The sequence below is a fragment of the Bifidobacterium sp. UBA4282 genome (assembly GCF_002394995.1).
Taxonomy (GTDB): domain Bacteria; phylum Actinomycetota; class Actinomycetes; order Actinomycetales; family Bifidobacteriaceae; genus Bifidobacterium; species Bifidobacterium pullorum_B.
Genome location: NZ_DGVO01000037.1, coordinates 49,786 through 69,291 on the forward strand (window position 1 = coordinate 49,786; position 19,506 = coordinate 69,291).

Annotated in this window: 24 protein-coding genes and 1 pseudogene; 22 read left to right on the forward strand and 3 right to left on the reverse strand. The window is 64.4% G+C overall.

What is annotated here, in order from left to right:
* The 22 genes from rpsB to B4C31_RS05630 form a co-directional block, all read left to right on the forward strand.
* On the forward strand, positions 1–612 hold a 612-nt coding region (gene rpsB / locus B4C31_RS05525; RefSeq protein ID WP_291531656.1), incomplete at its 5' end, for a 30S ribosomal protein S2.
* A gap of 72 nt (positions 613–684) precedes the next feature.
* Positions 685–1,536, forward strand: coding sequence for a translation elongation factor Ts (gene tsf / locus B4C31_RS05530; RefSeq protein WP_033505729.1), 852 nt, complete (start codon positions 685–687; stop codon positions 1,534–1,536).
* A 147-nt stretch (positions 1,537–1,683) separates the two neighbouring features.
* Entirely contained in the window at positions 1,684–2,133 is a 450-nt protein-coding gene (locus B4C31_RS05535) for a PH domain-containing protein (protein WP_291531657.1), read from the forward strand.
* 84 nt (positions 2,134–2,217) lie between these two features.
* Positions 2,218–2,964 carry a UMP kinase gene (gene pyrH, locus B4C31_RS05540; protein ID WP_033505725.1) on the forward strand — a complete coding sequence of 249 codons (747 nt, stop codon included), beginning with the start codon at positions 2,218–2,220 and terminating at the stop codon, positions 2,962–2,964.
* A 56-nt stretch (positions 2,965–3,020) separates the two neighbouring features.
* Positions 3,021–3,575, forward strand: coding sequence for a ribosome recycling factor (frr, locus tag B4C31_RS05545; protein WP_129237387.1), 555 nt, complete (start codon positions 3,021–3,023; stop codon positions 3,573–3,575).
* Between the two features lie 35 nt (positions 3,576–3,610).
* On the forward strand, positions 3,611–4,597 hold the full coding sequence (locus B4C31_RS05550; protein WP_291531658.1) for a phosphatidate cytidylyltransferase: 987 nt from the start codon (positions 3,611–3,613) through the stop codon (positions 4,595–4,597).
* 101 nt (positions 4,598–4,698) lie between these two features.
* Positions 4,699–5,892, forward strand: coding sequence for a 23S rRNA (adenine(2503)-C(2))-methyltransferase RlmN (rlmN, locus tag B4C31_RS05555; protein WP_291531659.1), 1,194 nt, complete (start codon positions 4,699–4,701; stop codon positions 5,890–5,892).
* A gap of 169 nt (positions 5,893–6,061) precedes the next feature.
* Positions 6,062–6,832: an imidazole glycerol phosphate synthase subunit HisF gene (hisF, locus tag B4C31_RS05560; RefSeq protein ID WP_033505720.1), complete on the forward strand. Its 771-nt coding sequence runs from the start codon at positions 6,062–6,064 to the stop codon at positions 6,830–6,832.
* Between the two features lie 30 nt (positions 6,833–6,862).
* Positions 6,863–7,291: a phosphoribosyl-AMP cyclohydrolase gene (gene hisI, locus B4C31_RS05565; RefSeq protein ID WP_204387735.1), complete on the forward strand. Its 429-nt coding sequence runs from the start codon at positions 6,863–6,865 to the stop codon at positions 7,289–7,291.
* 144 nt (positions 7,292–7,435) lie between these two features.
* Positions 7,436–9,526, forward strand: coding sequence for a bifunctional indole-3-glycerol phosphate synthase/tryptophan synthase subunit beta (locus B4C31_RS05570; RefSeq protein WP_291531660.1), 2,091 nt, complete (start codon positions 7,436–7,438; stop codon positions 9,524–9,526).
* A gap of 16 nt (positions 9,527–9,542) precedes the next feature.
* On the forward strand, positions 9,543–10,418 hold the full coding sequence (gene trpA, locus B4C31_RS05575) for a tryptophan synthase subunit alpha (protein ID WP_291531661.1): 876 nt from the start codon (positions 9,543–9,545) through the stop codon (positions 10,416–10,418).
* Positions 10,419–10,444: 26 nt separating this feature from the next.
* Positions 10,445–11,395, forward strand: a complete 951-nt coding sequence (gene lgt / locus B4C31_RS05580; protein ID WP_291531662.1) for a prolipoprotein diacylglyceryl transferase — start codon at positions 10,445–10,447, stop codon at positions 11,393–11,395.
* A 52-nt stretch (positions 11,396–11,447) separates the two neighbouring features.
* Positions 11,448–12,113 (forward strand): ribulose-phosphate 3-epimerase, encoded by a 666-nt coding sequence (gene rpe, locus B4C31_RS05585; RefSeq protein WP_291531663.1) that lies wholly within the window; start codon positions 11,448–11,450, stop codon positions 12,111–12,113.
* Positions 12,114–12,130: 17 nt separating this feature from the next.
* On the forward strand, positions 12,131–12,394 hold the full coding sequence (locus B4C31_RS05590) for a phosphoribosyl-ATP diphosphatase (RefSeq protein ID WP_291531664.1): 264 nt from the start codon (positions 12,131–12,133) through the stop codon (positions 12,392–12,394).
* A 36-nt stretch (positions 12,395–12,430) separates the two neighbouring features.
* Positions 12,431–13,282: an ATP phosphoribosyltransferase gene (gene hisG, locus B4C31_RS05595; protein WP_291531665.1), complete on the forward strand. Its 852-nt coding sequence runs from the start codon at positions 12,431–12,433 to the stop codon at positions 13,280–13,282.
* A gap of 15 nt (positions 13,283–13,297) precedes the next feature.
* Positions 13,298–13,903 (forward strand): CDP-alcohol phosphatidyltransferase family protein, encoded by a 606-nt coding sequence (locus tag B4C31_RS05600; RefSeq protein ID WP_291531666.1) that lies wholly within the window; start codon positions 13,298–13,300, stop codon positions 13,901–13,903.
* Positions 13,904–14,866, forward strand: coding sequence for a DUF881 domain-containing protein (locus tag B4C31_RS05605; RefSeq protein WP_414631849.1), 963 nt, complete (start codon positions 13,904–13,906; stop codon positions 14,864–14,866).
* The gene (locus tag B4C31_RS05610) at positions 14,866–15,198 is read left to right on the forward strand and encodes a small basic family protein (protein ID WP_033505701.1); all 333 of its coding nucleotides are present in this window, start codon (positions 14,866–14,868) and stop codon (positions 15,196–15,198) included. Before B4C31_RS05605 ends, B4C31_RS05610 begins: the two co-directional genes overlap by 1 nt.
* A gap of 4 nt (positions 15,199–15,202) precedes the next feature.
* Entirely contained in the window at positions 15,203–16,033 is an 831-nt protein-coding gene (locus B4C31_RS05615; RefSeq protein ID WP_291531667.1) for a DUF881 domain-containing protein, read from the forward strand.
* A 5-nt stretch (positions 16,034–16,038) separates the two neighbouring features.
* Positions 16,039–16,476, forward strand: coding sequence for an FHA domain-containing protein (locus tag B4C31_RS05620; RefSeq protein WP_291531668.1), 438 nt, complete (start codon positions 16,039–16,041; stop codon positions 16,474–16,476).
* 81 nt (positions 16,477–16,557) lie between these two features.
* Positions 16,558–17,205 carry a MerR family transcriptional regulator gene (locus tag B4C31_RS05625; protein WP_291531669.1) on the forward strand — a complete coding sequence of 216 codons (648 nt, stop codon included), beginning with the start codon at positions 16,558–16,560 and terminating at the stop codon, positions 17,203–17,205.
* 43 nt (positions 17,206–17,248) lie between these two features.
* The gene (locus B4C31_RS05630) at positions 17,249–17,629 is read left to right on the forward strand and encodes a hypothetical protein (RefSeq protein ID WP_033505694.1); all 381 of its coding nucleotides are present in this window, start codon (positions 17,249–17,251) and stop codon (positions 17,627–17,629) included.
* 224 nt (positions 17,630–17,853) lie between these two features.
* Here B4C31_RS05630 and B4C31_RS05635 read toward each other — a convergent pair whose 3' ends face one another.
* The 3 genes and pseudogenes from B4C31_RS05635 to B4C31_RS05645 form a co-directional block, all read right to left on the reverse strand.
* The gene (locus B4C31_RS05635; protein ID WP_291531670.1) at positions 17,854–18,570 is read right to left on the reverse strand and encodes an HAD hydrolase-like protein; all 717 of its coding nucleotides are present in this window, start codon (positions 18,568–18,570) and stop codon (positions 17,854–17,856) included.
* A gap of 119 nt (positions 18,571–18,689) precedes the next feature.
* On the reverse strand, positions 18,690–19,037 hold the full coding sequence (locus tag B4C31_RS05640) for an RNA polymerase-binding protein RbpA (protein ID WP_291531671.1): 348 nt from the start codon (positions 19,035–19,037) through the stop codon (positions 18,690–18,692).
* 83 nt (positions 19,038–19,120) lie between these two features.
* Positions 19,121–19,506: pseudogene (locus B4C31_RS05645) on the reverse strand (DEAD/DEAH box helicase); the annotation flags it as partial.

A 19,506-nucleotide genomic window follows, 5' to 3' on the forward strand; every position in this document is an offset into this window, starting at 1 on the left:
GGCACCAAGAAGCAGGCCCAGGAGGCCGTGGCCAAGCAGGCGACCCGCGTGAACATGCCGTATGTCTCCGAGCGCTGGCTCGGCGGTATGCTGACCAACTTCCAGACCGTGTCCAAGCGTGTCGCCCGCCTCAAGGAACTTGAGGAGATGGACTTCAGCGACGTGCGCGGCTCCGGCCTGACCAAGAAGGAGCTGCTGTTGCTCGAGCGCGAGAAGGACAAGCTCGCCAAGCAGCTGGGCGGTATCCGCAACATGAACCGCACGCCGTCCGCCATGTTCGTCGTCGACATCAACAAGGAGTCGCTGGCCGTCGAGGAAGCCCACAAGCTGGGCATCCCGGTCATCGCGATCGTCGACACCAACACCGATCCGGAAGCCGTCGAGTACCCGATCCCGGCCAACGATGACGCCATCCGCGGCATCGAGCTGCTGACCAGCCTGATGGCCGACGCCGTGGCCGACGGTCTGCTCGAGCGTTCCGGCAAGGCCACCAAGGCCGAAGGCGAGTCCGAGCAGCCGATGGCCGAGTGGGAGAAGGAGCTCCTGGCTCAGGAGAACACCGCCGAGGCTCCCGCCGCTGACGCTCAGGGCGAAGAGACCAAGGCCGAGTGAGTTTCCCTTACGATGGGAGGTGCACGCCTCCCATCGTGGAGTGAATCGAACAGTTTTAGAGGAGACAAACCAATGGCAGCAATCACTGCAGCTCTGATCAAGCAGGTGCGTGAAGAGACCGGCGCCGGCATGATGGACGTCAAGAAGGCCCTGACCGAGGCTGACGGCGACGTTGCTCGCGCCAAGGAGATCATTCGCGCCAAGGGCATCCAGGCCGCCGGCAAGCGCGAGGGCCGCAAGGCTCAGGAAGGCACCATCGCCTCCACCGTCGTCGAGTCCGCGAACGGCCAGACCGGTTACGCGGTCGAGCTGAACTCCGAGACCGACTTCGTGGCCAAGACCCCGAAGTTCGTGGAGTTCGCCGACACCGTGCTCGGCTACGCCGTCAAGGCCGACGCCGATTCCGCCGAGGCCCTGCTGGCGGGCGCCGCCGAGAACGGTACCGTCAAGGAGGCCGTCGAGGAGGCCGCCGCCCTGTTCGGCGAGCATGTCAAGGTCGGCCAGTTCGCCAAGATCACCGGCCCGCACGTGGAGATCTACGCGCACAAGAAGTCCGTCGAGATGCCGCCGAGCATCGTGGCCATGATCGCCACCGATGAGGCGGGCGCCGCCGTGGCCCACGAGGCCGCTCTGCAGATCTCCGCCATGGGCGCCCAGTGGCTCACCCGTGAGGATGTCCCGGCCGAGGTCGTGGAGTCCGAGCGCCGCGTGGCCACCGAGAAGTCCCTGGCCGAGGGCAAGCCGGAGAAGATCGTGCCGAAGATCGTCGAGGGCCGTCTCAACGCCTTCTACAAGGAGAACGTCCTGCTCGAGCAGGCGTTCGTCAAGGATCCGTCCAAGTCCGTCGGCGACCTGTTCAAGGAGGTCGGCGGCCAGGCGCTGGCGTTCGCCCGCGTCGAGGTCGGCAAGGGCGAGGAGGCGTGAGCCGGTAGGCTGACGCGCTGATACGCATCGGGGTCCGTGTCTGGTATGGGCACGGACCCTTTTCATATGCCTGGTGTACGTGATTCCGATCACGGGCGCAGTATGCTGGATTTTGGAGATATGTGCCCGATCAGAAAGGATCCGACCATGGCCAAGGTGGCGAGCGGCAATGTCCTGTGGAGCCAGCGCAAGCGCAACTGGTGCCGCACCCCGTTCACGTTCACGGTCTACACGCTGACCGATCAGGAGCTGTCGATCAAAACCGGCGTGCTCAACCAGAAGTTCAACCTGATCAAGCTGTTCCGCATCGTCGACATCTCAGTCGAGCGCACGTTCCTGCAGCGCATCTTCGGCATGTCCACGCTGGTGCTGAACACCCATGACAGCTCTTCCGGCGACGGCGTGGTCAGGCTGATTAACATCATCGACGGGTTCGGCGTGCGCGAGATCCTGCAGGGGGCCGTGGACGACTCCCGCCGGATGAACGGCATGACCACCCGCGAGTTCATCGGTGGCGATTCCTTCGACGGCGCCCAGTCCGGATTCGATGGCGGGTTCGGCGGCATGGACGGCGATTTCGAAGGCGATATGGCCTGACGGGTGTCGGTATCCCACGTGTCGCGTTTTGCGGATAGGCTGGGATAACGGTAACTTCCGACGGAATCCAAGAAAGGATACCCGATGACAGGAGACGTCAGCGATAAACCCCGTAGGGTGCTTCTCAAACTTTCCGGCGAGGCTTTCGGCGGCGGCGCGGTGGGCATCGACACATCGGTGGTGCGCCGCATCGCCGAGGAGATCGTTCCCGCGGTGCAGCAGGGCGTGCAGGTGGCGATTGTGGTCGGCGGCGGCAACTTCTTCCGCGGCGCCGAACTGCAGCAGGCCGGCATCGACCGTTCCCGCGGCGATTACATGGGCATGCTGGGCACGGTGATGAACTGCCTGGCCCTGCAGGACTTCCTCGAGCAGGAGGGCCAGGCCACGCGCGTGCAGACCGCCATCACGATGGGCCAGGTGGCCGAGCCGTATATCCCGCTCAAGGCCATCCGCCATCTGGAGAAGGGCCGCGTGGTGATCTTCGGCGCCGGTGCCGGCATGCCGTACTTCTCCACCGACACCGTGTCCATCCAGCGTTCGCTGGAGATTCACTGCGATGAAGTGGTGATGGGCAAGAACGGCGTCGACGGCGTGTACACCGCCGATCCGCGTAAGGACCCGAACGCCAAGCGTTTTGCCACGCTGAGCTATAACCGCGCGCTGGTCGACAATCTGGCCGTCATGGATGCCTCGGCCCTGTCGATGGCGCGTGACAACAAGAAGCGCATCCGTGTGTTCGGTCTCGAAGGCGCCGGCAACGTCACCCGCGCCCTCCTCGGCGAGGAGATCGGCACGCTGGTGTCCACGGCGGAATCCACCGTCGTCGAGTGAGCGCGGACGATTCAGCATTCAACGAAGATTTCCCATTCATATCGAAGGAGAACACTATGGCAACCGTTATCGATCAGGCCAAGGAACAGATGAAGAAGTCCGTCGAGGCCACCAAGGAGAACTTCGCGGGCATCCGTACCGGCCGCGCGAACCCGGCGCTGCTCAACGGCATCACCGTCGACTACTATGGCAGCCCGACGCCGCTGAAGGCCGTGGCCTCCATCGGCGTGCCCGAACCGCGCACGCTGGCCGTGACCCCATTCGACAAGTCGCAGGCCGCCGCCGTGGAGAAGGCCATCCGCGATTCGGATCTGGGCGTCAGCCCGAACCGTGACGGCAACGTGATCCGCGTCACGCTGCCGGAGCTGACCGAGGACCGCCGCAAGGAATACGTCAAGCTCGCCAAGACCAAGGCCGAGGACGGCAAGGTGGCGGTGCGCAACATCCGCCGTAAGACCAAGGAAGGCATCGACAAGGCCGTCAAGGACGGCGAGATGGGCGAGGACGAGGGCGATCGCCTGCTCAAGGAGCTCGACAAGGTCACCAAGCAGGTTTCCGATGAGATCGACGCGCTGCTGGAAGGCAAGCAGAAGGAGATCATGGAGGTCTGATCCTCCTGACACGGGAACGTCGGAGAAGGAACGGTATGGAACACCACGATCAGCGCGAGAAGGAAGCCGAGGAGGCCATCGCCTCGATCAACAAGCGGACCGGGCGCAATATGCCCCAGGCCATCGCCACCGCCGCTGCATTGGTGGCGGTCATCCTCGCGTGCCTGCTGATCAGGATCGACCTGTTCGTCGTGCTGATCGTGGTGTTCATGATGCTGGCCCTGTGGGAGCTGCGCGTCGACTTCGCCACTGCCGGCCTGCACATTCCGGTGGCGACGCTGTGGCTGTGCTCGGCGGCCACGCTGCTGGCCACCTATTACTCGCCGCACCACATCATGACGCTGGCCCTGTGCATCATGGGCACGTTGCTGCTGGTGGCGCTGTCGGCCACCATGAAGCTCAGCCTCGGCAACCGCCTGTCGCTGGCCGTGGCGGACAAGCTCTCGCATACCGATGCCGGCGCCCGTCTGGAATCCTCCTTCAACCACGAACGGGGGGAACACAACCACAGCAGGCTCAGTCATGTGGCGGTGTCGCTGTTCACCGTGCTGTACATCCCGCTGCTGGCCGGGTGCCTGATCATCCCGCTGACCTTCGGCGGGCATCCGGTGGCCCACGCCATCATGCTGGTGTTCCTGCCGGCCCTGAGCGATACCGGCGGGCTGTTCGCCGGCGCATGGCTGGGCAAGCACAAGCTCTCGCCGCGCATCTCGCCGAAGAAATCAGTCGAAGGGCTGGTCGGTTCGATGCTCTTCGCCATGGTCGGTGCGTTCGCGGTCTTCGCCTGCACGTATGACGGCGTCACCTGGGCCACGCGATGGTGGGTGCCGATCGTCATGGGTGTCATGGTCGGCGTGGTCGGCACCTTCGGCGACCTGTGCGCGTCCATGCTCAAGCGGGATATCGGCATCAAGGACATGGGCCATCTGCTCAAGGGCCACGGCGGCGTGATGGACCGCGTCGATTCGATCCTGATCAGCGCGCCGTTCATCGCCATCCTGCTATGGGCGGCCGGCCTGTAGCAGACTGCCCCCCCCCGATGCATCGCCCCGGATCATTCCGGGGCTTTTGCTATTGATAGGCTAAGGTAGCAATACGCAAGCAACAGCGGAGACGGATGGATATGACACAGTTGGAGGACATGCCGGAAACCGGCATCACGCCGGGCGGCACCACCGGGGCGTTCCGGGATGTGCTGGCCAAGGACCACGCCCGACGAGGCAAACCGCCGGTCCATTTCGCCGATATGACGCCCGAGGAGCGCATCGCCAGGGCGGGGGAACTGGGGCTGCCGAAGTTCCGCGTCAAGCAGCTGGCCAACCATTATTACGGGCATCTCGACGTCAACGCCGCGGAGTTCACCGATTTCCCGGCGTCCAAGCGGGACGAGGCCGCAGCGGCGTTCTTTCCGACCCTGATTACCGAGGTCACGCGCCAGGTGGCGGATGAGGGCATGACCGTCAAGACGTTGTGGCGCCTGTTCGACGGCTCGCTGATCGAATCCGTGCTCATGCGGTACCCCAACCGCACCACCCTGTGCATCTCCAGCCAGGTCGGCTGTGGCATGGGCTGCCCGTTCTGCGCCACCGGTAAACTCGGCCTGACCCGCAACATGTCGGCCGGCGAGATCGTCGAACAGGTGCGCGTGGCAGCCAAGGCCATGCGGGACGGCGACATTGCCGGCGGGCCGGGCAGACTCAGCAACATCGTGTTCATGGGCATGGGCGAGCCGATGGGCAACTACAGGTCCGTGCTGAGCGCCGTACGGCAGATCAGCGCCATGCCTCCGGAGGGGTTCGGCATCTCCGCACGCAACATCACGGTGTCCACGGTGGGCGTGGTGCCCGGTATCCGCAAACTCGCCGAGGAGGGCATCCCCGTCCGTCTCGCCGTCTCCCTGCACGCCCCGAGCGACGAGCTGCGCGACGAGCTGGTGCCGATGAACAAACGGTTCAACACCACGCAGGTGCTCGACGCCGCGCACGACTACTTCCTGGCGTCCAAGCGGCGCGTCAGCATCGAATACGCGCTGATGCGCGGCATCAACGACCAGGCCGAGCACGCCCGGCTGCTGGCCAAGCGCCTGAACCACTACGGTGACGACTGGGCCCATGTCAACCCGATCCCCTTGAACCCAATCGAGGGGTCGCGCTGGACGGCGTCCAAACCGGAGGACGAGCAGCGCTTCCTGGAGATCCTGCATGCCGCCGGCATCACCGCCACCCTGCGTGACACCCGCGGTCAGGATATCGACGGCGCCTGCGGCCAGCTGGCCGCCAAGGAACAGCCGGGCGGCGAAACCGAGTCCCGGGGATGAAACGATCGGCGGCGGGGCCTACTCGACACCGTGGCACGCATTCCGCCTGACGGAACATGCGACGGCGTCCCGCCGCCGAACGGCTATCCTTGGGTGTGCCGGCGGGCATCCCGCCGTGTGGCTGCAGTTATGGTTGCGGGCGTGTCCCGCACAGAGAGCGAGGAAACAGATGTCACTGGCCGTACGAGTCATCCCCTGCCTGGATGTGGATGCCGGACGCGTGGTCAAAGGCGTGCATTTCGAGAACCTGCGCGATGCCGGTGACCCGGTGGAACTGGCGGCCGAATACTATCGGCAGGGTGCCGATGAGCTGACGTTCCTGGACGTCACCGCATCCAGTTCGAACCGGCAGACCACGTATGACATCGTCACCCGGACCGCCGAGGAGCTGTTCATCCCGCTGACGGTGGGCGGCGGCGTCCGATCCGCGGAGGATGTGGACCGTCTGCTGCGGTGCGGCGCCGACAAGGTGGGTGTCAACACCGCGGCGATCAACGACCCCGGCCTGATCGAACGTATCGCGGACCGTTTCGGCAGCCAAGTGCTGGTGCTGTCCGTGGACGCGCGCCGTGAACGGGGGGAGCGGCATACGCAATCCGGTTTCGAGGTCACCACGATGGGCGGCCGCAAGTCCACCGGCATCGATGCGATCTGGTGGGTCAAGCGGGCCGAGGAGCTGGGCGCGGGGGAGATCCTGCTCAACTCGATGGATGCCGACGGCACCGAGAACGGGTTCGACCTGGAGATGATCCGTGCCGTCCGCCGGGAGGTCTCGATCCCGATCATCGCCTCCGGCGGTGCGGGCAAGGTGGAGGATTTCCCGCCGGCCGTGGAGGCCGGGGCCGACGCCGTGCTGGCCGCCTCCGTGTTCCACTACGGCAAGATGACGATCGGCGACGTGAAGGACGCGCTGCGGGCCGCCGGATACACCGTCCGCTGACCGAACCGATACGAACCGAGGAGATTTCCGATGCATCCCACCGAACGGTACGATAACGACGTCACATTGGATCCGCGCATCGCGGATCGGCTCAAGCACGACGACAAGGGGCTGGTCGCGGCCGTCATCCAGCAGTACGACACCCATGAGGTGCTGATGGTCGGCTATATGGACGACGAGGCGCTGCGCCGCACGCTGACTTCGGGGCGCGTGACCTTCTGGTCCCGTTCCCGCCAGGAATACTGGCGCAAGGGCGATACTTCCGGACATGTGCAGTATGTGAAGTCGGTGGCGTTGGACTGCGACGGCGACGCGTTGCTGGTGCAGGTCGACCAGGTGGGCGCGGCCTGCCACACCGGCAAGCGCTCCTGCTTCGACGAAGGCGGCAGGCTTCCCGTGGTGGTGGGCGTGCGTCCGGAGGAACTGGATTCCGCGGACGGGATGACGGACGGCGAATGATGACGGACCGCACCGGCGGTCTCACCATATGAGATAACCGACCTGTCAGGGCTCTCCCGTAGCCGCATAGCAAGACGCGCGCGCCTCCGGCAACACGGGTTCGCTACAGTGTGCGGTACCCAACCACACAACCAAGGAGAACCCATGTCGGTACTTGACGAATTGGTGGCGGGTGCACTGGAGGATCAGCGTACCCGTGAACAGGCTATGCCATTGGACGCCGTGAAGCAGGCCGCGGCCGCGGCCCCCGCTCCGCTGGACGACCGCCGATGGCTTCGTCATGCCGACTCCGTGCCCATCATCGCCGAGATCAAACGCGCCTCGCCGTCCAAGGGGCATCTGGCCGATATCCCCGATCCCGCGGCGTTGGCTGCCGAATACGAGCGCGGAGGCGCGGCGGCCATCTCGGTGCTGACCGAAGGGCGCCGGTTCCTCGGTTCGCTGGATGACCTCGACCGCGTGCGTGTCGCCGTTCATATCCCCGTGCTGCGCAAGGACTTCATCACCACCCCGTATCAGATCTGGGAGGCGCGGGCGCATGGCGCTGATATCGTGCTGCTGATCGTGGCGGCCCTGGACGATGCCACGCTGCGCGAGCTCCTGGACCTGACCCACGAACTCGGTATGACGGCGCTGGTGGAGACCCACACCGCCGACGAGATCGCACGCGCGAGGCAGGCTGGTGCCACCGTCATCGGCATCAACGCACGCAATCTCAAGGATCTGTCCGTCAACGTGGACAATTATCGGGAACTGGCCGCGGCATTGCCGCAGGATGTCATCAAGGTGGCGGAATCCGGCGTGTTCGGCCCGGTGGAACTGGAGGACTACGCCCGTGCCGGTGCCGACGCCGTGCTGGTGGGCGAGGGCGTGGCCACGGCCGAAGACCATGAGTTGGCCGTCAAGCGGCTGGTGGAGGCCGGCAGGCGCGTGAAGGTGTCGGAACGCCGTCCGCTGGCGGAGCATAACGGCCCGTATTTCGGCCGGTTCGGCGGCCGGTTCGTGCCCGAGGCCCTGATCCACGCGTTGACCGAACTCGAACAGGTATACGACGAGGCCAAGGCCGATCCCGCGTTCCGCGAGGAGTTCGACCGCCTCAACCGGCTGTATGTCGGGCGGCCCTCGCCGCTGACCGAGGTACCGCGGTTCGCGCAGCGGCTCAACGAACGCGTCGGCATCAACGCGCGCGTGTTCCTCAAGCGCGAGGATTTGAACCACACCGGTGCCCACAAGATCAACAACGCACTCGGCCAGGCCCTGCTGGTCAAGCGCATGGGTAAGACCCGCGTGATCGCGGAGACCGGCGCCGGCCAGCACGGTGTGGCCACAGCCACGGTCTGCGCGCTGCTCGGGCTCAAGTGCCGTGTCTACATGGGCGAGGTGGACGCCCGCCGCCAGGCGTTGAATGTGGCCCGCATGAGACTGCTCGGGGCCGAGGTGGTGGAGGTCAAGCTCGGCTCCCGCATCCTCAAGGACGCCATCAACGAGGCGCTGCGCGACTGGGTCACCAACGTGGAGACCACCCACTACCTGCTCGGCACCGTGGCCGGACCGCACCCGTTCCCGACCATCGTCCGCGATTTCCAGAAGATCATCGGCGAGGAGGCCAAGGAGCAGCTGCGCAGCGAGTACGGCATCGACCACCCCGACGCCATCTGCGCCTGCGTAGGCGGCGGCTCCAACGCCATTGGCATCATGAACGCCTTCCTGGACGACGAGCGCGTGCGCCTGTACGGTTATGAGGCCGGCGGCCACGGCCCCGAATCCGGCGAGCACGCCATACGCTTCGCTCCGGGCACGGGCCAGATCGGCCTGTTCCAGGGTGCCAAGTCCTATCTGCTGGAGAACGAGGAAGGCCAGACCCTGGACACCTACTCCATCTCCGCCGGATTGGACTACGCCTCGGTGGGCCCCGAACACGCATGGCTCAAGGAGATCGGCCGCGTGAACTACGACTATGCCACCGACGACGAGGCCATGAACGCCTTCAAGGACCTGTGTGAAACCGAAGGCATCATCCCCGCCATCGAAAGCTCCCACGCCGTGGCCGGCGCCTACAAGGCCGCCGCCGACCTCAAGGCGCGGGGGATCGACGAACCGGTGATGATCGTGAACCTCTCCGGACGCGGGGACAAGGACGTGGCCACGGCCGGACGCTGGTTCGGCTACCTGACCGATGAACAGAGCAAGGCGCTGGACGCCAACGGTGCGCACGGCAACGCCGTCAGCGAGTGAGACAGAGGTGAACATGATGACTCAGACAACAGCACAGACCACCGCTCCACAGCCGTTGGGCCTCAGCCGCCGCCCCAGCCCCAGCGAGGCCATGTTCGACGCGTTCCGCGCGCAGGACCGTCCTGCCTTCATCGGCTATATGCCGTACGGGTTTCCGGATTCCGAAACCACCCATGACGCGCTGCGCACGATGGTCACGCATGGCGTCGACGCGGTGGAGATCGGCCTGCCCTACACCGATCCGGTGATGGACGGCCCGGTCATCCAGGCCGCCTCGCAGGTGGCGTTGGACAACGGCGAACGCATGGCCGGCGTGTTCCGTGCGGTGGAGACCGTGGCGAACGCCGGCGGCGTGCCGCTGATCATGAGCTACTGGAACGTGGTCTTCCATTACGGGGTGGAACGGTTCGCGCGCGATCTGGCGAACGCCGGCGGCGCCGGCATCATCACGCCGGATCTGATCCCCGATGAGGCCGGCGAGTGGATCGAGGCCTCGCAGCGGCACGGACTGGACCGGATCTTCCTGGTGTCCCCGGATTCCAGCGACGAGCGTCTGGCGAACGCCGCGCGCAACGCGAGGGGCTTCATCTACGCGGCCTCGCGCATGGGCGTCACGGGGGAGCGGGACACGCTCTCCTCGTCCCCCGAGGTGCTGGTCGAGCGCACGCGCTGCGCCGGGGCGCGGAACGTCTGCGTGGGTATCGGCGTCTCGACCCCCGAGCAGGCGCGCACCGTGGGCCGCTACGCCGACGGTGTGATTGTCGGCTCGGCGTTGGTGCACACCCTGCTGGACGACACCGGCCGCGCCGCGCGCGATGTGCGCGAAGGCCTGTCCGTTCTGGCGGCCAAGGTCGAATCGTTGGCCGAGGGCGTGCATAACGCCCGTCGCTGAGCGGTTCCGTACTACTATCGGGGACTATGACACTAGCATCGATACCTTCGCCGCCGATCTCCACCTTCGAGATCGGCCCGTTGACCATCCACATCTACGCGTTGTGCATCCTGGCGGGCATCATCGCCGCCGTGGCCATCACCACGGCGCGGTGGAAAAAGGTCGGCGGCGACTTCGACCAGATCCTCGACATCGCCATCGTCTCGGTGCTGGCGGGCATCGTCGGTGCGCGCGTCTACCACATCGTCACCACGCCGGAACGGTTCTTCGGCCCCGACGGCGATTCGATGGAGATGATCCGCATCTGGAACGGCGGCCTGGGCATCTGGGGCGGCATCCTGTTCGGCGCGTTGGCCGCCTGGGGCTGGTGCCGGCACAAGCACTATCCGATGGCGCTGCTGGCCGATGCCGTGGCCCCGGCGCTGCTGGTGGCCCAGGCCATCGGGCGTCTGGGCAACTGGTTCAATCAGGAGCTCTACGGCGGCCAGACCACGCTGCCGTGGGGGCTCCAGATCGACGGGTCCGACGTGCTGTACCACCCGACGTTCCTCTATGAGCTGATCTGGAACCTGATCGGGGCGGCCCTCATCGTTTGGATCGGACGCAGGGCGGCGGCCGTGCTCAAGGCCGGCTCGCTGTTGACGATCTACGTGATGTGGTATACCGCCGGACGCACCTGGATCGAGGCGCTGCGCATCGATTACGCCCATACGTTCCTCGGCGTGCGGATCAACGTGTGGGTGTCCATCGCGGTGTTCATCTGCGGCGTCATCGCATTCATCGCCGTGCAGCGCGTCGGCTCCGCCCCCGAACCGCTGCGGGAGCGCCTGGCCGCGGTCACCGCATCCGAACAGGCCGAACAGGGCGAACAGACCCGGCATCCGGCGTCGGGCGAGTCGTCCGATGCATCCGAACCGACCGAACCTGAGTCGTCCGAATCGTCGGCGGAAACGGAATATTCGGACAATGTTGCATGACACTCGGCTAGACTCGGTCATAACGTCGCAAAAGAAAGATAGAGTAGGTACCATGAGCATTCAAATCGCACCCAGCATCCTGTCCGCTGATTTCTGCAATCTCGAGCGTGACCTCAAGGCGATCGCGAACGCCGATCTCGTTCACGTCGATGTGATGGATCATCATTTCGTGCCCAACCTGACGCTCGGCGAACCGATCGTCAAGCGTATCTGCGAGGTCACCGACCTGCCGGTCGACGTACATCTGATGATCGAGGACCCGGACCGTTGGGCGCCCGAATACGCCAAGCTCGGCGCCGCGTCGGTGAGCTTCCATATGGGGGCCACCCACGCCCCGGTGCGTCTGGCCCGCCAGCTGCGCGAGATGGGCTGCAAGGCTTGCTTCGCCGTGCGCCCGGCCGAACCGGTGGAACCGATCTTCGATATCCTCGACGAGTTCGACATGATCCTGATCATGACCGTCGAGCCCGGTTTCGGCGGCCAGAAGTTCCTGGACAACCAGATGGGCAAGGTGCGCCGCCTGCGTGACGAGATCACCCGTCGTGGCCTGGACGTGAAGATCCAGGTCGACGGTGGTGTGAGCCCCAAGACCGCGCATATCGTGGCCGAGGCCGGCGCCGACGTGCTGGTGGCGGGCTCCGCCGTGTACGGGGTTGAGGACCCCGCCGCGGCGATCGACGCCATCCGCGATGAGGCCGCCGCCGCGTTCAAGGCCTGAAAGGTGCTGTATCACTTATGAAGACGTTTGAATCACTGTTCGCCGAGCTGAGCGAGAAGGCCGCCACGCGCCCGGAGGGGTCCCTGACCGTCGAGGAACTCGATAAGGGCACGCATTTCATCGGCAAGAAGATCGTCGAGGAGGCCGGCGAGACCTGGATTGCCGCCGAATACGAGGGTGTCGACCGCACCGCCGAGGAGATGAGTCAGCTGCTGTACCATCTCCAGGTCATGATGATCGACCGCGGCATCACGCTCGACGACGTGTACAAGTATCTGTGACCATGACGGCGTCATCGCGCCGACGAAGGAGATAACATGCTCAGAATCGCCGTGCCCAACAAGGGCATGCTCTCGGAACCCGCGTGGAACATCCTGTCCGAGGCGGGGTATCGGCTGCGCAGCAACCCGCGCCAGTTGGTGGTCGAGGATCCCGACAACGAGATCGAACTGTTCTACCTGCGTCCGCTGGACATCGCGGTGTATGTGGGACGCGGCACCATCGACGTCGGCATCACCGGACGCGATCTGCTGCTCAATTCCGGCACCGAGGCCATCGAGCACATGCAGCTGGGGTTCGGTGCCTCCACGTTCCGTTTCGCGGCGCCGAACGACGCCCCGATCCACGAGCTGGCGGACATCGACGGCAAGCGTGTGGCGAGTTCGTATGACAAGCTGGTCTCCGATTACCTGACCGGGCGAGGCATCCACGCCGACATCATCCACCTGGACGGCGCGGTGGAGTCCTCGGTGCAGCTGGGCGTCGCCGATCTGATCGCCGATGTGGTCTCGACAGGCACCACGCTGCGCAATGCCGGCCTGCGTGTGTTCGGTGATCCGATCCTGCATTCCGAGGCGATTCTCATCCGCTCCCCGCGCCTGGACGCCGAGGACGGGCGTCTGACCGTGCTGGGTCGCCGTCTGCAGGGCGTGCTCACCGCGCAACGGTATGTGCTGATGGATTTCGACATCCCCGTGGAGAAGGTCTCGGCCGCTGTCGCCATCACGCCTGGCTTCGAAAGCCCCACGGTCTCCCCGTTGCACGATAAGCAGTGGGCGGCCGTGCGTGTCATGGTGCCCAAGGCCCAGGTCAATCAGCTGATGGATCGCCTGTATGACGTGGGGGCGCGTGCGATCATCGTCACGGCGCTGCAGGCGTCGAGAATGTAGCGGTGCGGAAAGAGAATGAGCGAACACGAGCACAACAGCGAACCACAATACAGCCCTGAAGCTCGGGATATGGTGTTCACGATTCCCAATCTCATCAGCGTGCTGCGCATCATCTCCATCCCGATCATCGCGATGCTGGTGGCGCGGCACGAGATGATCACGGCCCTGATCGTCCTGGCCATCTCCGCCGTTTCGGACAGCCTGGACGGTATCATCGCCCGCACGTTCAACCAGGTGAGCAAGGTCGGACAGATCCTCGACCCGATCGCCGATCGGCTGCTGATCTTCTGCAGCATCCTGGCCCTGGGCGTCGCCGGCATCATACCGTGGTGGATGCTGATCGTGGTAGGCGCGCGCGATGTGCTGATGGCGGTGCTGATACTGGTGTTGGCCCAGCATGATTACGGGCCGTTGCCGGTGCACTTCGTCGGCAAGACCGGCACGGCCATGCTGATGATGTCCATCGTGGCGCTGATCTTCTCGGATATCTGGAACACGCAGGCGGCCGATCTGCTCCATCTGGCGGCATTGGCCGCCGGTATCTGGGGTGTGGCCCTGTATTGGCTGGCCGGAGTGATTTATTACCGGCAGGGGCTTGAGCTGCTCCGCCAGGAACGGTGAATGATGCCGATCGACGACGCGCCACGTTCGTTCCCTGTGGAGCAGGAGAACACCCCGCTACGCAGGCGGGCCGTGTTCTCCGCGTCGGTTGCCGCGGTGGATTCCCACCATGTACGGCCGGCGGGCGGGGCCGGTGCCGTGCGGGGGCACCGCCGCAGGCTGGACGATGACTCGTTGAAACTGATCGACGACCTGACCAATCGACCGATGGATCCGCTGTTCATGGATTCGCGGTTGGCCAGGAAACCATCGTCTCCGGCGGCCACATGGGCCACGCGCGTGGTGGTGTTCGTGATCTGTGTGGCGGTCGGATTCGCGGGGGCGCTCTTCGTGCAGCAGCTGCATACCGATCCGCGTCGTGCCGTGCGCGAGAGCTGGGCGTCCGAATTGGAGGACCAGACCAGTCAGGTCGAGGACCTGACCGGGCAGATCAACGACCTGCGCGGACAGATCGATGAGATCACAAAGAATATGGCCGATTACGGGCAGAACGACACGTTGATTCAGGACGAGCTGAGCAGCGGCATGCTGCCGGTGGAGGGGGAGGGCATCACCCTGACGCTCGCCGACCCGATCGCAGCGGACGGCGCACTGCCGCGCGAATCCTCCGGCGGGCAGATCCGTGTGGTGACCGATGCCGACCTGCAGCAGCTGGTATCGCTGCTCTGGCAGTCCGGCGCGGAGGCGATGGCCGTCAACGGGTATCGATTGGGTGTGCAGACCTCCATCCGAACCGCGGGGCAGACGATCCTCATCGGCGTGAACTCGATTGAGAGCCCGTACACCATCCAGGCCATCGGGGACAAGGATGCGCTGGCCTGTGCCGTGAGTGCGGATAGCCAGCCGGCGTTATACGAATCGTATGCCGAATCGGGCATCTATCCGCAGGTGGCGAAATCCGATTCGATTAGACTGGAAGCGGCGGTTTCCGGCGATGTGACCCACGCAAGAAGGAGCGAGTGATGGCGGCAGTACTGGGATTGATTATCGGCGTGGTGGTCGGCATCTTCGTCCGACCGGATATTCCGGTGTTTCTGCAGCCGTATCTGCCCATCATGGTGGTGGCCGCGCTGGATGCGTTGCTGGGTGCCGCACGGGCGTACTTCCAGCGCAGCTTCTCCGACAAGGTGTTCGTGATCTCGTTCTTCACCAACGTCATCACCGCCACGCTGCTGGTGGTGCTTGGCAACCAGCTCGGTGTGGGATCTCAGCTGCAGACCGCGGTTATCGTGGTGCTGGGCATCCGCATCTTCTCGAACGTGTCGGCCATCCGCCGCTTCATCTTCAGGGGCTGAACCCATGGCCATGCGCAAACCCGAAGCCGATGACACGCTGAGCCGGATGCACCGGCAGCACGCGAAGGACAAGGAGAACGACCGGGTGGAGACCGGTTCGTTCCCGGTGGTCGCGCGCAAACCCAAACGCACGTCGTCGCTGGACGCCAACCGCAGCAAGGCGAGGCTCATCACCAATGTGTTCGTGGTTCTGCTGTGCGCCCTGCTGGGGTACGGCTATGTCATCCAGCTCAACAACACGCGTTCGGCGTACGAGACGATGAGCGAGGAGGAGCTCACGCGCCTGATCTCGGAGACCAGCAACCAGATCCAGCAGCAGGAGCAGCGCCGCGACGAGCTGCAGGAGCAGCTGAACTCCCTGCAGGAGGCCTCGGATAAGCAGCAGGAGGCCCAACGCATCGCCGAGCAGAACGAACAGACCAGCGGCATCCTCTCCGGCCGTCTGCCGGCCGAGGGGGAGGGGGTGACGATACGCGTCACGCATGGTTCCATCGAGGCCGTGGACGCCGCCACCATGTTCAGCCTGATTGAGGAACTGCGCAACGCCGGCGCCGAGGTCATCGCCATCAACGACGTCCGCGTCATCACCCAGACCTATATCGCCGATGGTGAGAACGGGCTGGTCTGCGACGGCCAGACCCTGTCCAGCCCGTACGTCATCAAGGCCATCGGGGACTCGCAGAATCTGCAGAATGCCGTGAACATCGCCGGCGGCGTCGGGTCACGGCTCAAGGTGAAGTTTGGCGCCGACGTGGACGTGGCCTCGTCCGATCTGGTGAAAATCGACGAGGTCGCCTCGGTTCCGCAATACCGGTACGCAAAGACTGTAGAATAGCCAGTATGACTGAACCGATTCCAAGCGCAGGCGAGACGACCATCATCGGTCTGCCCGCTATTACCATCCCCGTCACCTCCACAGGCGATCGTCCCCTGACCCAGGAGGATCTCGATACCATCGCCCGCCTGTCCGAGGGGACGGCGTTGCTGATCTCGACCAGGGGAGCGGTCTCCGGCTCGCGGTACCTGCTTGACGAGGACAAGGTGACCGTGGGCCGTGATTCGCGGGCCGACATCCTGCTCGACGACTCTACCGTCTCCCGTTCCCACGCGGTGTTCATCCGATCCAATGGCGTCTTCACCGTGGTGGATTCCGGAAGCCTGAACGGCACCTATGTGAACCGCCAGCGTGTCGAGCGCGCGCAGCTGAAGAATGGCGACGAGATCATGATCGGCAAGTTCCGGCTGGTCTTCTTCACCAAATCCGCCGTTATCTCCTAGATCTGGTACGCTCGGACGGATTAGACTGGTTGCAGGAAACGTAACTTCTGACGGCGTCCGTGTGAGTTGAAGGAGTGGACTATGGTCGAACGGCATCATGATGTGGAGCTGCATCTGCATGTTCCGCTGAAGGATCGTGTCGATCTGTCCGCGGAAGGGGCGGTGCAGGGGGAGCTGTTCGCCACCGAGGATGCGGAGGACACCCGACGCGGATACCGCGGCACCGTGGCGTCCAAGGTCGCCGGCATCACATACCGTCAGCTGGATTACTGGGCGCGCAAGCAGATCGTCGAGCCGTCGATCACGCCCTCGCACGGTTCGGGTTCACGGCGTCTGTACTCGTTCAAGGATGTGGTCATCCTGGCCGTGTCCAAGCGGCTGCTGGACGCCGGCGTGAACCTGCAGAACGTGACCGCCGCCATCGGCTTCCTGTCCAGGCGGACCACGGCACAGCTGGCCGACGTCACCATCATGTGCGACGGGCAGCAGGTCTACGAGTGCACAACCAGCGAACAGATGCTGGATCTGCTGCATAGCGGCAAGGCCGTGTTCGGGGTGTCCGTCGGCTCGTTGTGGCACGAGATCGATGAGGCGCTGGAGCATGAGGATTACGTGGATCTTGCGTCCAAGCCGGCCGCGTTGTCGTCCGGTCGCCCGATCGACGAGCTGACCGCCATGCGTATGCGGAAGAAGCTTGAGGCCCAGCGGGCGGCACGTCAGGCCGCGTGACGCGCCTGACGGATTCATTGAATGGCATAGGGGAGAGGCGTCGATGATCGATCTGCTTCCGGCAGTGTTCTGGATTGTGTCCATAATCTGGGCCGTGGTCGTGTGCGTGATCTGCGTGAGGCGCGGCAAGCTGCTGCAGCCCGGACATCCCGACGTGGAGCCGGTACGTTGGCCGGTTATCGGCGCCCAGTTGGCGTCGTTGATTCTGGCGATGGTGCCGTTCGTCATCGGCAAGGTATGCCAGGATTCGTTCGGCGCCGACGCGTTGGCGTTCTACATCTCCGCGGCATGGCCCGCGGGCATCGTCAGTGTGCTGCTGATCGGCACGGAGCTGGTGCTGATGATCTTGCAGGCGCAGCGGGCCACCTACACGGAGATGGGCGCCGCGCTGCATGCCACGCATGCGACGACGGATAAGCAATAACGCGCGACGTGTGGCTTTGCGCTGCATGCGTGTAACTTTGGCCGTTATATCAATCAATATGGGTGAAGGAACGGAATTGACATCCGTCCCTTCACCCATATGTGATGCGTCTGATGGGACGTGGCGATGAAGACGCAACGGTCATCCGATAGTGGAGATAACCATCCGACCGATACTTACGCCACTTCCTTTTCTGACATAACGTACATTATCGGATAATAGTCTCACTGCGCGAAGTAGCGTTCCACGGCGTCGGCGAGCTGGTCGACGCGGTCGATGATCTCATACGCGCCGTGTTCCTCCATCTCACCGGGTTCCGCATAACCCCATCGACAACCGATCGTATCGACGCCGCAGGCACGGGCGCCGTCGATGTCGGTCCAGCGATCGCCGACCATCACCGCGCGATCGCCGGCCTCGGCGTCGAAACCGATCAGATCGAAGCAATACCGGATGACCTGGTCCTTGTCGATGCGCGAATTGTCCTTGCTGGCGCCGTAGATGCCGTCCACCATGCGGTCCACATGGAAATGTTCGCAGATCGGCACGGCCTGGTATTCGGGCTTGCAGGTGGCGATGGCCAGGACATACCCCTTGGCGCGCAATGCGGCCAGCTGTTCCGGGATGCCCGGATACACGGTGTTGACCAAGCGGCCCGGCACCTTCTGACCCGGGTTGTTCGGATCGTCGAACACGGCCTGATTGGCGTAGTAATCGCGGTAGATCTCAACGCCACGGTCCAGCAGGTCCTCGGGCACATGGTTGCGGCGCAGCGATTCGATGATGGCCGGGCCGATGAAGCGATGCAGCTCGTCGTCATCCGGAACCGACAGTCCCATGCCCTCGAACGCCTTGATGACGCAGGCGATGATGCCGGGATCGGACTGCGTGAGTGTGCCGTCCAGATCCAGCAGGACGACCTTCTTCGGATGATTGGTCATGGTTTCTCCTCTCGGGCCGCTCCGGCCCACACCGTCGATATTCGTGACGTCTGACACATCAGTATGCCCGTTCGAGTTGACCGGGCATCGAATCTCTGCTGAAGAACAGGTGAATCGTCTTACTCGTAGTCGGGAATCCAACCGTCGCGATGCATCTGGAGCCGCTTGTCCAGCAGGGTCTGCAGCTCCTCGATGCTGCGGCGCTCTAGCAGCATATCCCAGTGGGTGCGGGTGGGCTTGGTGATCTCGTTGGCCTCGGCGTCCTCATCGCCCTCACGATGGGCCACGGCGCCGCAACGGCACTCCCACTCGTCCGGGACCTCGGCCTCCTCCGCAAACGGCAGAATCGTGCGATGCCCCCTCGGACAGATATACGCCACGTCGTTTCGTGCCGCGAAATCGACGTTCTCGTCGGACTCCAGGGACTTCGCGCCGATGCTCATACCGCGCAGACTGCGTTCCGCCATGTTGCCATGCCTCCTTGTTCGTTTCCTTTACGCTACAAAACAGTTCGGACGTGTCCGTTATTCCCAGGTATTCCCCCGGGTCGTCAGTCAACCCCCGAATACGCCACGATACCGCGATTGACCTGCTCCATGGCCAGTCGCGCGGTCCGTGCCACATCGGCGCCGCCCTCCCCCAGATACGGCTCGGCCACGGCGATCTGCTGCAGCAGATCGGCCAACCGCTTGGCGTTGCGGACGAAATCGCCGCCGGTCAGCTCCGTGCCGTACAGCACACGATACAGCCCTTCGCCCTCGGCCCACTCGTAGACCACATCCGTCAGACCGAAGTCGAGCTGGCGGGGCTCCTCCAACGCCGCGTCCTCGCACAGGTCCGATACCTGCGCGGCGACCGCCCGCAGCCGTTCCGCCGCCTGGGCCACCGCGCCACGGTGACCGCCGGGGTAATGGCGGGGCTCTCCCCCGTTGCCCG